Annotated in this window: 10 protein-coding genes; 9 read left to right on the top strand and 1 reads right to left on the bottom strand. The window is 65.7% G+C overall.

Translation table 11 applies throughout. From position 1 onward, the window contains the following. Positions 1-7: 7 nt before the first annotated feature. The 7 genes from PspR32_RS17295 (at position 8) to PspR32_RS17265 (ending at position 9,735) form a co-directional block, all read left to right on the top strand. The gene (locus PspR32_RS17295; protein WP_036996388.1) at positions 8-1,696 is read left to right on the top strand and encodes a putative bifunctional diguanylate cyclase/phosphodiesterase; all 1,689 of its coding nucleotides are present in this window, start codon (positions 8-10) and stop codon (positions 1,694-1,696) included. A 240-nt stretch (positions 1,697-1,936) separates the two neighbouring features. Further along, entirely contained in the window at positions 1,937-2,026 is a 90-nt protein-coding gene (gene kdpF, locus PspR32_RS17290; protein WP_036996387.1) for a K(+)-transporting ATPase subunit F, read from the top strand. Between the two features lie 8 nt (positions 2,027-2,034). After that, positions 2,035-3,729, top strand: coding sequence for a potassium-transporting ATPase subunit KdpA (kdpA, locus tag PspR32_RS17285; RefSeq protein WP_100782378.1), 1,695 nt, complete (start codon positions 2,035-2,037; stop codon positions 3,727-3,729). Between the two features lie 10 nt (positions 3,730-3,739). Next, positions 3,740-5,794: a potassium-transporting ATPase subunit KdpB gene (gene kdpB / locus PspR32_RS17280; protein WP_010222567.1), complete on the top strand. Its 2,055-nt coding sequence runs from the start codon at positions 3,740-3,742 to the stop codon at positions 5,792-5,794. A 15-nt stretch (positions 5,795-5,809) separates the two neighbouring features. After that, positions 5,810-6,370 carry a potassium-transporting ATPase subunit KdpC gene (gene kdpC / locus PspR32_RS17275; protein WP_010222566.1) on the top strand — a complete coding sequence of 187 codons (561 nt, stop codon included), beginning with the start codon at positions 5,810-5,812 and terminating at the stop codon, positions 6,368-6,370. 15 nt (positions 6,371-6,385) lie between these two features. Then, positions 6,386-9,040, top strand: coding sequence for a sensor histidine kinase (locus PspR32_RS17270; RefSeq protein ID WP_010222565.1), 2,655 nt, complete (start codon positions 6,386-6,388; stop codon positions 9,038-9,040). Beyond that, the gene (locus tag PspR32_RS17265) at positions 9,037-9,735 is read left to right on the top strand and encodes a response regulator (RefSeq protein ID WP_036996383.1); all 699 of its coding nucleotides are present in this window, start codon (positions 9,037-9,039) and stop codon (positions 9,733-9,735) included. The genes PspR32_RS17270 and PspR32_RS17265 overlap by 4 nt, the downstream gene beginning before the upstream one ends. Positions 9,736-9,808: 73 nt before the next feature. Here PspR32_RS17265 and PspR32_RS17260 read toward each other — a convergent pair whose 3' ends face one another. Beyond that, positions 9,809-10,849, bottom strand: coding sequence for a patatin-like phospholipase family protein (locus PspR32_RS17260; protein ID WP_159388946.1), 1,041 nt, complete (start codon positions 10,847-10,849; stop codon positions 9,809-9,811). A gap of 158 nt (positions 10,850-11,007) precedes the next feature. Between PspR32_RS17260 and PspR32_RS17255 the strand changes: the two genes are divergently transcribed. Further along, on the top strand, positions 11,008-11,286 hold the full coding sequence (locus PspR32_RS17255) for a hypothetical protein (RefSeq protein ID WP_010222562.1): 279 nt from the start codon (positions 11,008-11,010) through the stop codon (positions 11,284-11,286). A 14-nt stretch (positions 11,287-11,300) separates the two neighbouring features. After that, positions 11,301-12,071, top strand: a complete 771-nt coding sequence (locus PspR32_RS17250; RefSeq protein ID WP_010222561.1) for a CHAD domain-containing protein — start codon at positions 11,301-11,303, stop codon at positions 12,069-12,071. The last annotated feature ends 58 nt before the right edge of the window (positions 12,072-12,129 follow it).

The following is a 12,129-nucleotide window of genomic DNA, read 5'->3' as shown; positions in this document are numbered from 1 at the left end:
GGAATTCATGGACGATAACTACCGCACGGCCGTCGATGCCGCCGCGATCTTTTCCGAAACCGACCTCAGTGGCCGGATCACTTACGTCAACGAGCAGTTCTGCAGCATCTCCGGCTACAGCCGCGAGGAACTGCTCGGGGCCAATCACCGGATCCTCAACTCCGGCCTGCACGGGCCGGAATTTTTCGTCGACATGTGGCGCGCGCTGGTCGCCGGCAGGGTCTGGAAGGGCGAGATCTGCAACCGTGCCAAGGACGGCTCGTTGTACTGGGTCGACAGCACCATGGTGCCGCTGATCGACCCGGCCAGCGGCCAGGTGCGCAAGTACGTTTCGATCCGCTTCGATGTCACCGAGAAGCGCCAGTTGTTGCATACCCTGCAATGGCGCGTGGGCCACGATGTGCTCACCGGCCTGCCCAATCGCGCTTATCTGTCCGACCTGCTCAACCAGGCCCTGGAGTACTCGCGCAACGAGGACATTCCGCTGGCGGTGTGCATGCTCGATCTGGATGGCTTCAAGGCGGTCAACGACGGCTACGGGCATGCCAGCGGCGATCTTCTGCTGGTCGAAGTGGCCACGCGCCTGAAGGGCATCTTGCGCGGCGGCGATGCCGTGGCGCGGTTGTCGGGCGACGAGTTCGTGCTGATCCTGCGCCATGTGCAGAACCCTGCGCATTTGCAGGCGGCGCTCGACCGGGTGCTGATCGCGATAGCCGCGCCGTACCAGATCCGCGACCAGGAGATCCGCGTCAGCGCCAGTATCGGCGTGACCTTGTTCCCTCAGGACAACGAGGACACCGACACCCTGGTGCGCCACGCCGACCAGGCCCTGTACGTGGCCAAGCAGAGTGGGCGCAATCGCTTCCACCTGTTCGACGTGTCGCTCGACCGGGAGGTCAAGGCCACCCACCAGACCGTGGCGCGCCTGCGCCAGGCCTTGTACATGGGCGAGCTGTGCCTGCATTACCAACCCAAGGTCAACATGCACAACGGCGCGGTGATCGGCTTTGAAGCGCTGCTGCGTTGGCAGCACCCGGGCAAGGGGCTGGTGATGCCCGCTGACTTCCTGCCGCAGGTCGAACAGACCGACCTGATCGTCGAGATCGGCGAATGGGTCATCGACCAGGCCATGAACCAGATGCAGCGATGGCAAGCGCTGGGGTATCAATGGCCGGTCAGCGTCAATATTGCTGCCCGCCATGTGCAGCGTGACGACTTTGTCGAGCGCCTGCAGTTGTCGCTGAACCGTCATCCGGCCGTCGCACCGGCGATGCTCGACCTGGAGATCGTCGAGTCGGTGGCGATTGAAAATATCCAGCGCGTCAGCCAGTGCCTGGAGGCTTGCCAGCGCCTGGGCGTGCAATTCTCGCTGGATGATTTTGGCACCGGCTATTCGTCGCTCAGTTACCTCAAGCGCCTGCCGACGCGCACCATCAAGATCGACAAGTCGTTCGTCCGCGACATCCTCCACGACCAGGACGACCTGGCCCTGACCCGCGCCGTGATCGGTCTGGCCCGGGCTTTTGGCCGCCAGGTGATCGCCGAGGGCCTGGAGACGGTCGAGCATGGTCAGTTGCTGATGGGCCTGGGTTGCGACATCGCCCAGGGCTACTGCATCGCCCGGCCAATGCCGGCCGAGCAGGTGGTCGACTGGGTTGCCAATTACCAGCAGCCTCTTGAGTGGAGACCCCTGTAGGCGCAGGCCTTCTGTGGGAGCGGGCCTTGCCCCGCGATCGAGCGCGCAGCGGTCGCAACCCAGGCGACGCCGGATCTACTGACAATACTGGCCTCATCGCGGTGCAAGCCCGCTCCTACAGGTGGGCGGCGTTATTTACGCATTCTTTATGCCCGCCCCGGGCTCTTGGTCTCGTCCCTTTACAGCCACTCTGCCGACAATGACCGTCAGCGGCGCGTGCCGTAAGGACGGAGAGTTTTCATGAGCATTCTGGACGGGGTGTCACTGCTGTTGGCAGTGGCCTTGATGATCTACCTGCTGGTCGCGCTGCTGCGCGCCGATCGGGGCTAGGAGCGACCATGCACAGTTACGATTACGTGTTGCTGCTGGCGTTCTTTGCGCTGGTACTGCTCCCGGCACCCTTGCTCGGGCGTTTCTATTTCAAGGTGATGGAGGGCCAGCGTACCTGGCTGTCGACACTGCTCGGGCCGCTCGAGCGTGGCTGCTACCGGCTGGCCGGGGTCGACGCGAACAAGGAGCAGAGCTGGCAGCAATACACCCTGGCCCTGCTGGCCTTCAACCTCGCCGGCTTCGTGCTGGTGTTCACGGTGCTGCAGTTGCAAGGCTACCTGCCGCTCAACCCGCAGCACCTGGCGGGGCAGGAGTGGTCGCTGGCATTCAACACCGCGGTGAGCTTTGTCACCAACACCAACTGGCAGTCCTACAGCGGTGAGGCTTCGGTCAGTTACCTGAGCCAGATGCTCGGCCTGACCGTGCAGAACTTTGTCAGCGCCGCCACCGGCCTGGCGGTGCTGGTCGCGCTGTGCCGCGGCATCGCCCGTCGCTCGGCCAAGACCCTGGGCAACTTCTGGGTCGACATGACCCGCGCCACGCTTTACGGCCTGTTGCCGCTGTGCCTGGTGCTGGCCTTGCTGCTGGTATGGCAGGGCGTGCCGCAGACCTTCGCCGATTACGTGCATGCACTGACCTTGCAGGGCGCCGACCAGACCATCCCGCTGGGCCCGGCCGCCAGCCAGATCGCGATCAAGCAACTGGGCACCAACGGCGGCGGCTTCTTCGGCGTCAACTCGGCGCACCCGTTCGAGAACCCGACGGCCTGGAGCAACCTGTTCGAGGTGGCTTCGATCATCCTCATCCCGGTGGCCCTGGTGTTCACCTTTGGCCATTACGTCAAGGACATGCGCCAGAGCCGGGCGATCATCGCCGGCATGCTCGCGTTGTTCTTGATCGGTGGCGGCACCGCGCTGTGGAGCGAGCACCAGGCCAACCCGGCGCTGAGCAGCCCGCTGGTTGAACAGAGCGCGCCGCTGGAAGGCAAGGAAAGCCGTTTCGGCACCACTGCCAGCGTGCTCTGGACGGTGACCACCACCGCCGCCTCCAACGGCTCGGTGAACAACATGCACGACAGCCTCAATCCGCTCAGTGGCATGGTTGCGCTGGTCAACATGATGGTCGGCGAGGTGATCTTCGGCGGCGTTGGTGCCGGGCTCTACGGCATGCTGCTCAACGTGTTGGTCGCCGTGTTCCTCGCCGGCCTGATGATTGGCCGCACCCCGGAATACCTGGGCAAGAAACTGCAGGCGCGGGAAGTGCAATTGCTGGTGGCGACCTTGCTGGTGATGCCGGTCGGCGTGCTGGTGCTCGGCGCCCTGGCAGCCAGCCTGCCGGGACCTGCGGCAGCGATCAGCAACCCCGGTGCCCATGGCTTCAGCCAACTGCTGTATGCCTACACCTCGGCCAGCGCCAACAACGGTTCGGCATTCGCCGGCCTGGGTGCCAACACCACCTTCCACAACGTGATGATCGGCCTGGGCATGCTGATCGGCCGCTTCGGCTACATCCTGCCGGTGCTGGCCCTGGCTGGCAGCCTGGCGCTGAAAAAGTCCGCACCGGTGGGGCAGAACAGCTTCCCGACCCACGGCCCGCTGTTCGTCACCTTGCTGGTGGTGACCATCCTGCTGGTCGGTGGCCTGACCTTCCTGCCGGCCCTGGCCCTGGGGCCGGTGACCGAATACCTGAGCCTGGGCTTGTGAGGAACAACTGATGAATATGCCGATTCCCGAAGTAAAGGTGCAGGCCGCCGAAGCTGCGCGCACCACCGTTGCCGCCCTGTGGCGCCCGGCGCTGGTACAGGCCTTCGTCAAGCTCGACCCGCGCCAACTCAAGCGCTCGCCGGTGATGCTGGTGGTGGAACTGACCGCGATCTTCACCACCTTGCTGTGTTTGCTGCCTGACAGCCGCGTGCCCACTGGCGTGGCGTTGCAGATCGCCCTGTGGCTGTGGTTCACGGTGCTGTTTGCCAACTTCGCCGAAGCCCTCGCCGAGGGCCGTGGCAAGGCCCGCGCCGACAGCCTCAAGGCCGGCAGCCAGGGCCTCAGTGCCCGTCGCCGTACGGCCTCGGGCAGCTTCGAGATTGTCCCGGCCACCAGCCTGCGCAAGGGTGATGTGGTCAAGGTCTCGGCCGGGGAGATGATCCCTGGCGACGGCGAGGTGCTTGAAGGTATCGCCGCGGTCAACGAGGCGGCGATTACCGGTGAATCCGCGCCGGTAATCCGCGAGTCCGGCGGTGATCGTTCGGCGGTCACCGGCAACACCCGGCTGGTCTCCGACTGGTTGCTGATCAGCATCACCAGCAACCCCGGCGAGTCGACCCTGGACCGCATGATCGCCCTGGTCGAAGGCGCCAAACGGCAGAAGACTCCCAACGAGATCGCCCTGGACATCCTGCTGATCGGCCTGACCCTGATCTTTCTGGTGGTCGTGGTGACCCTGCAGCCGTTCGCCCATTTTGCCGGTGGCAGCATCCCGCTGGTGTTCCTGGTGGCGCTGCTGGTGACCTTGATCCCGACCACCATCGGCGGCCTGTTGTCGGCCATCGGTATCGCGGGCATGGACCGCCTGGTGCGCCTGAATGTGATCGCCCGCTCCGGTCGTGCGGTAGAGGCTGCCGGTGATGTGCATGTGCTGATGCTCGACAAGACCGGCACCATCACCTTCGGCAACCGCCGCTGCAGCGCCCTGCATGCGGCGCCCGGCGTTACCGCGCGGGAGTTGGGCGAGGGCGCCTTGCTGGCGTCGCTGGCCGACGACACTGCCGAAGGCAAGTCGATTGTCGAGTACCTGCGCCAGTTGCATGATTTCACCGAACCGACTGCCGATCAGCTCACGCCCGTGGCCTTCAGCGCCGAAACCCGGCTGTCCGGCATCGACTATCAGCAACGTCGCTATCGCAAGGGCGCGGTGGACTCGGTGCTGGCCTTCGTCGGCATGCAACGCCTGGAAATGCCGGCGTCATTGGCCCGGGAAGTGGACAAGATTGCCCAGAGCGGTGGCACGCCGCTGCTGGTGTGCCTCGACAAGCGCCTGCTCGGCGTGATCCACCTCAAGGACGTGGTCAAGCCGGGCATCCGCGAGCGCTTTGCCGAGCTGCGCAAGCTGGGCATCCGCACGGTGATGGTCACCGGCGACAACCCGCTGACCGCTGCGGCGATTGCCGCCGAAGCCGGGGTCGATGACGTGCTCGCCGAAGCCACCCCGGAGAAGAAGCTGGCGCGCATCCGCCAGGAACAGAACGACGGCCGTCTGGTGGCCATGTGCGGTGACGGCGCCAACGATGCCCCGGCGCTGGCCCAGGCCGATGTCGGCATGGCCATGAACGACGGCACCCAGGCAGCCCGCGAGGCAGCCAACATGGTCGACCTGGACAGCGACCCGACCAAGCTGCTGGATGTGGTCCAGGTCGGCAAGGAGTTGCTGGTGACCCGTGGTGCGTTGACCACCTTCTCGATTGCCAACGACGTAGCCAAGTACTTCGCCATCCTCCCGGCCTTGTTCGCGGCGATCTACCCGCAACTGGGCGTGCTCAACCTGATGCACCTGAGCAGCCCGCAGAGCGCGATCCTCTCGGCAATCGTCTTCAACGCCCTGATCATCGTCGTGCTGATCCCGCTGGCCCTGCGCGGGGTGCGGGTGCAGGCCGCCAGCGCCGCCCACCTGCTGCGTCGCAACCTGCTGATCTATGGCCTGGGCGGGCTGATCGTGCCGTTCGCCGGGATCAAGCTGATCGACCTGTTGCTCACCGCCCTGAAGCTGGTCTGAACCAAGGAGATGACCATGACTACCCATATTCGTCCGGCCCTGAGCCTGATCCTGTTGATGACCCTGATCACCGGCGCGGTGTACCCGCTGGTGGTCACCGGCATCGCCCAAGTGGCCTTCCCCGACCAGGCCAATGGCAGCCTGCTGCGCGACGGGCAGGGCCAGGTGCGCGGCTCGCAGTTGATCGCGCAACGCTTCGAGGGCGACGCCTGGTTCCAGTCGCGGCCTTCGGCGGGCGACTACGCCACGGTAGCCAGTAGCGCCAGCAACCTGGCACCGAGCAATCCGGCGTTGGCCGAGCGGGTCAAGAGCAGCGCCGCGCAGCTGTACATCGAAGCGCAGGGGCCCGTGCCGCTGGCCTTGCTGACCACCTCCGGCAGCGGCCTGGACCCGCACCTGTCGCCTGCGGCGGTGGCCTACCAGCTGCCGCGGGTGGCGGCGGCGCGCAAGGTTGCGCCCGAGGCCTTGCAACTGCTGGTCGAGCAGTCCACCCTGCATCCCTTGATCGGCCCGCCGGTGGTCAATGTGCTGGCCCTGAACAGCGCCCTTGAGCGGCTGGCACCGGCGTCGAAATAAGGACAGGCAGTGAGCATGAGCAATTCCGAACGCGCAGATGCGTTGTTGGCTGGGCTGCCGCGCGAAGGGCGCGGCCGGCTCAAGGTGTTTCTGGGCGCGGCGCCCGGGGTAGGCAAGACCTACGCCATGCTCCAGGCCGCCCATGCCCAGTTGCGCCAGGGGGTGGCGCTGCTGGCCGCAGTGGTCGAGACCCATGGCCGCGCCGAGACCGAAGCGCTGCTCGGCGGCTTGCCCCAGCAGCCACTGCTGCGCAGCGAATACCGCGGCATGCTGCTGGAAGAAATGGACCTCGACAGCCTGCTCAAGGCCCGCCCGCAACTGGTGCTGGTCGACGAGCTGGCCCACAGTAACGCTCCTGGCAGCCGCCACGCCAAGCGCTGGCAGGATGTCCAGGAGTTGCTCGCCGCCGGCATCGACGTCTACACCACGGTCAACGTCCAGCACCTGGAAAGCCTCAACGACCAGGTGCGCGGCATCACGGGCGTGCAGGTGCGTGAAACCCTGCCGGACTGGGTGCTGCAGGAAGCCTTCGAACTGGTGCTGATCGACCTGCCGCCGCGCGAGCTGCTTGAGCGCCTGCGCGAAGGCAAGGTGTATGTGCCGGAGCAGGCGCGGGCGGCGATCGATGCGTTTTTTTCCCAAACCAACCTGACCGCCTTGCGCGAGTTGGCCATGCAGACAGCGGCGGCCCAGGTCGATGCGGACCTGGCCCACGGTTACCGCCAGCTTGGCCAGGACGCCCCGGCCTTGCGCGGTCGCTTGCTGGTCGGCGTCGATGGCGATGCCCAGGCCGAGCGCCTGGTGCGGCATGCCAGCCGTGTCGCCCAGCGCCGCCATCTGCCCTGGACCCTGGTGCACGTCGACAACGGCCGGCTGCGCGACGAAACCGCACGTCAGCGCTTGCAGGCGGCCCAGCAACTGGCCGAACGCCTGGGTGGCGAAGTGGTGCTGTTGCGCGCCGGCGAGGTGGCCAGGACCCTGATCCAGCATGCCCTGGAACGGCGCGCGAGCCTGGTGCTGGTCGGCCAGTCACGCGATCGCCTGCGCCGGCGGCTGTTCGGCGCCGGGGTGGCGACGCGCTTGCTGCGTGATGCCCATGGCCTGGAAATCAACGTGCTCGACCGCGACACCCAGCCCGAACCGCCCAGTGCAGCGGTGAAAAAGGTCTGGGTCTGGCGCCATTACCTGTTGGCCCTGGCCGCCACCCTGTTGGCGTCCGGCCTGGCCTGGGCGGTGGCCAGCGTGCTGGCCTTGCCGAACATCTCCCTGGTGTTTCTCGCCGCGGTGTTGCTGGTGGCGGTACGCAGTAGCCTGGGCCCGGCGCTGGCCTGTGCGGTGATGTCGTTCCTGGCCTACGACTTTTTGTTCATTCCGCCGACGTTCTCTTTCAGCATCCAACGTGAAGAAGACGTACTGACCTCGCTGTTCTTCCTGTTGATGGCAGCGCTCACCGGTAACCTCGCCGCACGCCAGCGCCGGCAGTTGCAGGCCCTGCGCGAAACCCAGGAGCAGACCAGCCAGTTGCTTGAGCTGTCGCGCAAGCTCACCGCCGCCACCGACCGCCAGGCGGTGTTCACCGCCGCCGGCCAACACCTGGATGGCTGGCAGGACCTGCAGGTGTGCCTGCTCGAACGCGATGCCGAGGGTCGACTGCAGGTGGCCAGTGGCGGCGACCTGCAGTTCAGCGACAATGAGCGTGCCGCCGCCGACTGGGCCTGGCAGCACGACCAGGCGGCGGGCCAGGGCAGCGATACCTTGCCCAATGGCCGCTGGTGGTGGTGGCCGCTGTCGGTGGACGAGGCACGCCTGGCGCTGCTCGGCGTGCGACCGCGCAAGGGCCAGCAACTGACGGCCCAGCATTGCCGCCTGCTCAAGGCCCTGAGCCAGCCGCTGGCCCAGGCCCTGGCCCGGGCGCGATTGGCCGAGCAGCTTGAGTCGGCCCGTTTGCATGGCGAAACCGAACAGCTGCGCAGCGCCTTGCTGGCCTCGGTGTCCCACGACCTGCGCACGCCGCTGACCGCCATGCGCGGCAGCATCGACAGCCTGCTGGCCCTCGGTGAGGCGATCCCCAAGGCCGATCGCCAGGAGTTGCTCGAAGGCACCCGCAACGAAGCCGAACGCCTGGATCGCTACATCCAGAACCTGCTCGACATGACCCGCCTGGGCCATGGCGGCTTGAAGCTGGCGCGCGACTGGGTGGCGCCCACCGACATTGTCGGCAGTGCCCTGAACCGCCTGCGGGTGGTGCTGGCGCCGTTGCAACTGCGCACCGAGGTGCCGGCCGACTTGCCGTTGTTGTTCGTTCACGCCGCGTTGATCGAGCAGGCGCTGATCAATGTGCTGGAGAACGCTGCACGTTTTTCTCCGGCGGCTGGGCGGCTGGCGCTTCAGGTCAGCACTGAGGGCGAGTTGTTGTGCTTTGCCGTCAGCGATGAAGGGCCGGGTATTCCCGAGGCCGATCGCGAGCGGATTTTCGACATGTTCTACACCGCTGCCCGCGGTGACCGGGGCGGGCAGGGCACGGGGCTGGGCCTGGCGATTTGCCAGGGCATGATCGGCGCCCATGGCGGGCATATCCGCGTGGGCGATGGTATCGATGGCAAGGGCACCTGCATCACTCTATGCTTGCCGCTGCCGACCCAACCCGAGCCTGAAAGCGAAGCCCCATGAGCCAAAGCGCGACCCTGCTGGTCATCGATGACGAGCCGCAAATCCGCAAGTTCCTGCGTATCAGCCTGAGTTCCCAGGGCTACAAGGTGGTGGAGGCCGCTACCGGTGCCGAAGGTTTGACCCAGGCGGCATTGGCGCGCCCCGACCTGGTGGTGCTCGATCTGGGCCTGCCGGACATGGACGGCCAGCAGGTGCTGCGTGAACTGCGCGAGTGGAGTGCGGTGCCGGTGCTGGTGCTGTCGGTGCGGGCCAGTGAAATCCAGAAGGTCGAGGCGCTGGACAGCGGTGCCAACGACTACGTGACCAAGCCCTTCGGCATCCAGGAGTTTCTTGCCCGGGTGCGGGCCTTGCTGCGCCAGGCGCCGCAGGCGACAGCCACCGTATCGGCGCTGAGCTTCGGGCCCTTGACCGTCGACCTGGCGTTTCGCCGGGTGACCCTGGACGGCATCGAGGTGGCGCTGACCCGCAAGGAATATGCGCTATTGGCGCAGCTGGCCAGCCATCCGGGGCGGGTGATCACCCAGCAGCAACTGCTCAAGGATATCTGGGGGCCGACCCACGTCGATGACAGCCACTACCTGCGCATCGTCGTCGCCCATGTGCGCCAGAAGCTCGGCGATGACCCCACGGCGCCGCGGTTTATCGTGACTGAGCCTGGGGTGGGGTACAGGCTGATCGGTCCGGAGCAGAATTAAGGGCCCTATCGCGGGGCAAGCCCGCTCCCACAGCAAATGTAGGAGCGGGCTTGCCCCGCGATGCTGTTAGCCGTCAACGCCGCTCCGCCTCATAGTTATCCAGCGTATCGCGGGCAATTTCCCGGCCCAGGGCAATCAGCTCCGGCGCCTTGTAGAACTCGAAGAACCGGCACACTCGCTTGGGCACGTTGATCAGCACGTCCGGCGGATACCCGGCAATCTTGTACTGGGCAAGTGACGTCTGCATCACCTCGAAGCTCTGGTTGATCAAGTCCAGCAGGGAGGCAGGCCCGACGTTGTCGATGATGAACGAGCCGGTCGCCGATTTCGGCGCGCCGTCAGCCTCCGGCGCCGCGGCCGGTTGCTGGGCCTCGGGGGCGGCCGCGTCGCTGAGCCAGGGGTTGGGAATCTGCGCCGCCTCAGGTTGCAGCTCCTGCTCGATGCGCATCAATTGCTCGGCCGGTTTGCGCCGGAACGGCAGGTGCGAGCCCAGCGAGTTGATCAGGCTGTCAAAGCGCAACTTGAACGCTGCCGGGCGTTCGATCACCGGTAACTGGTAATGCCTCTGGTTGGTCGAGTTGAGGTTCACGGCGATGATCAGGTCGCAGTGGCTGGAGACCACCGGGATGATCGGCAAAGGGTTGAGGATGCCGCCATCGACCAGCATGCGGTTGCCTTGCACCACCGGCGTGAACAGGCTGGGAATCGCCGCCGAGGCACGCATGGCCTGGTGCAGGCAGCCCTCCTGGAACCAGATTTCCTGCTGGTTGGTCAGGTCGGTGGCGACTGCCGTGTAGGGGATGCGCAGGTCTTCGATATTGACCTCGCCGACGATCTTGCGAATCTGTCCGAAGACTTTCTCACCGCGTATCGCCCCCAGGCGAAAGCTCACGTCCACCAGGCGCAGCACGTCCAGGTAGTCCAGGCTCTCGATCCAGTTGCGGTATTGATCGAGTTTGCCGGCGGCGTAAATACCGCCGATTACCGCACCCATGGAGCACCCGGCGATGCAGGCGATGTCGTAGCCGCGGCGCTCGATTTCCTCGATCACGCCGATGTGTGCATAGCCCCGAGCCCCGCCTGAACCCAGAACCAGTGCGACGCGCTTTTTCATGATGCTTCCCCGGTGTTCTGCTTCCATGGTCTAACAATGCGCCCAATTGTGTCTGTGCTTCAATCGTCAGCGGCGCTGCGCTACGCTGAATAGGGCACTTTTCTCACTGTTTGCCGTCGAAGTCGCCACCCTGAACTTTTTCTTTTGAGGAATTGCCGATGAAAGCCTGGATTTGCCTGCCCTTGATTGCCCTGGTCCTGACCGGTTGCGCTGGCAAGACGGCCTACCGCGACAGCTGCGCCAATCAGCTGGACGCGGCCTGGAAGGAGCTCGACCTGGCCAAGGCCGAAGGCTTCGCCGGTACCGTCAGCTACTCCAAGGCGTTGTCTCTGTTGACCGGGGCCAAGACCCAGCAGCAGTTCGAAGCGTTCGAAGGCTGCAGCAGGAAGGCTCAGAAAGCCCGCTTCTACATTCGCGAATCCCGCGCCGGGCGCTGATACAGGAGTAGACCATGTCGTCGGCCATGCTTGACCATGTCATTGCCCAGGTACTGAGCCTGCAGGTGCGTCTGCTGGCGTGCCAGGCACGTCTGGCTGCCGATACCGACAGCGAGGCGCTGCACGACCTGCGCATCGGCGTGCGGCGCTTGCGCAGCCTGCTGCGGCCGCTGCGCGAATTGCCTGGCGTCGACCAGCTGGAAGCGGCTGCCCAGGCGCTGGGTACCCTGACCACACCACTGCGTGACCGTGAGGTGCTGGCCGCGCAGTTGTTCGAGCGACAGCAGACGGCCGCTGCGCAATCGCGCCTGGCGCACCGCAGGCAAACCTTCGCCAATGTCGCCGCCAGCCCCGAGCTGGCGCGCCTGCTGGCAATCGTCGACGCTTTCCCGGTGTTCTTGCGCGCAGCGCAGCGCCAGGGCCTGATCCGGCGCCTGCAACAGCGCATCGACAGACGCCTGGGAAAACAGTGGAAGCAACTGCGTGAGGCCCTTGACGATCCCGCCCACGACCGCCATCGCCTGCGCCTGCTGATCAAGCGGGTGCGCTACGCGGCTGAAGCCTATCCGCAGTTGCAGCACTCCAACCCCCGCCTGCAAAAGGCCCTCAAGCGTGCCCAGGGTGACCTGGGCACCTGGCACGACCTGCTGCAGTGGCTGCTGCAAGCCGAGCAGCAACCCGACCTGGCCCCGTGTGTCAGCCACTGGCAAACGCAGCAGACCATGGCCGAGCAACGCGCCGATGCCACCCTGGAACGCCTGCAGGTGCGGCTTGCGCAGCGATAGCCCGCTGAAATGGCCGAAATGCGTGCTGTAGACCGGCTGCTGTCTGGTTAAGATCAAT

This window comes from Pseudomonas sp. R32 (assembly GCF_009866705.1).
Lineage (GTDB): Bacteria > Pseudomonadota > Gammaproteobacteria > Pseudomonadales > Pseudomonadaceae > Aquipseudomonas > Aquipseudomonas donghuensis.
The sequence above is the reverse complement of the archived record's forward strand: the minus strand, read 5'-3'. Positions and strand labels throughout refer to the sequence as shown.

What these genes read in the sequence shown, in the direction of transcription:
- PspR32_RS17295 (WP_036996388.1), top strand. Translation starts at nt 8, where the DNA reads ATGGACGATAACTACCGCACGGCCGTCGATGCCGCCGCGATCTTTTCC.
- kdpA (WP_100782378.1), top strand. Translation starts at nt 2,035, where the DNA reads ATGCACAGTTACGATTACGTGTTGCTGCTGGCGTTCTTTGCGCTGGTA.
- PspR32_RS17265 (WP_036996383.1), top strand. Translation starts at nt 9,037, where the DNA reads ATGAGCCAAAGCGCGACCCTGCTGGTCATCGATGACGAGCCGCAAATC.
- kdpC (WP_010222566.1), top strand. Translation starts at nt 5,810, where the DNA reads ATGACTACCCATATTCGTCCGGCCCTGAGCCTGATCCTGTTGATGACC.
- PspR32_RS17270 (WP_010222565.1), top strand. Translation starts at nt 6,386, where the DNA reads ATGAGCAATTCCGAACGCGCAGATGCGTTGTTGGCTGGGCTGCCGCGC.
- PspR32_RS17250 (WP_010222561.1), top strand. Translation starts at nt 11,301, where the DNA reads ATGTCGTCGGCCATGCTTGACCATGTCATTGCCCAGGTACTGAGCCTG.
- PspR32_RS17255 (WP_010222562.1), top strand. Translation starts at nt 11,008, where the DNA reads ATGAAAGCCTGGATTTGCCTGCCCTTGATTGCCCTGGTCCTGACCGGT.
- kdpB (WP_010222567.1), top strand. Translation starts at nt 3,740, where the DNA reads ATGAATATGCCGATTCCCGAAGTAAAGGTGCAGGCCGCCGAAGCTGCG.
- PspR32_RS17260 (WP_159388946.1), bottom strand. Translation starts at nt 10,849, where the DNA reads ATGAAAAAGCGCGTCGCACTGGTTCTGGGTTCAGGCGGGGCTCGGGGC.
- kdpF (WP_036996387.1), top strand. Translation starts at nt 1,937, where the DNA reads ATGAGCATTCTGGACGGGGTGTCACTGCTGTTGGCAGTGGCCTTGATG.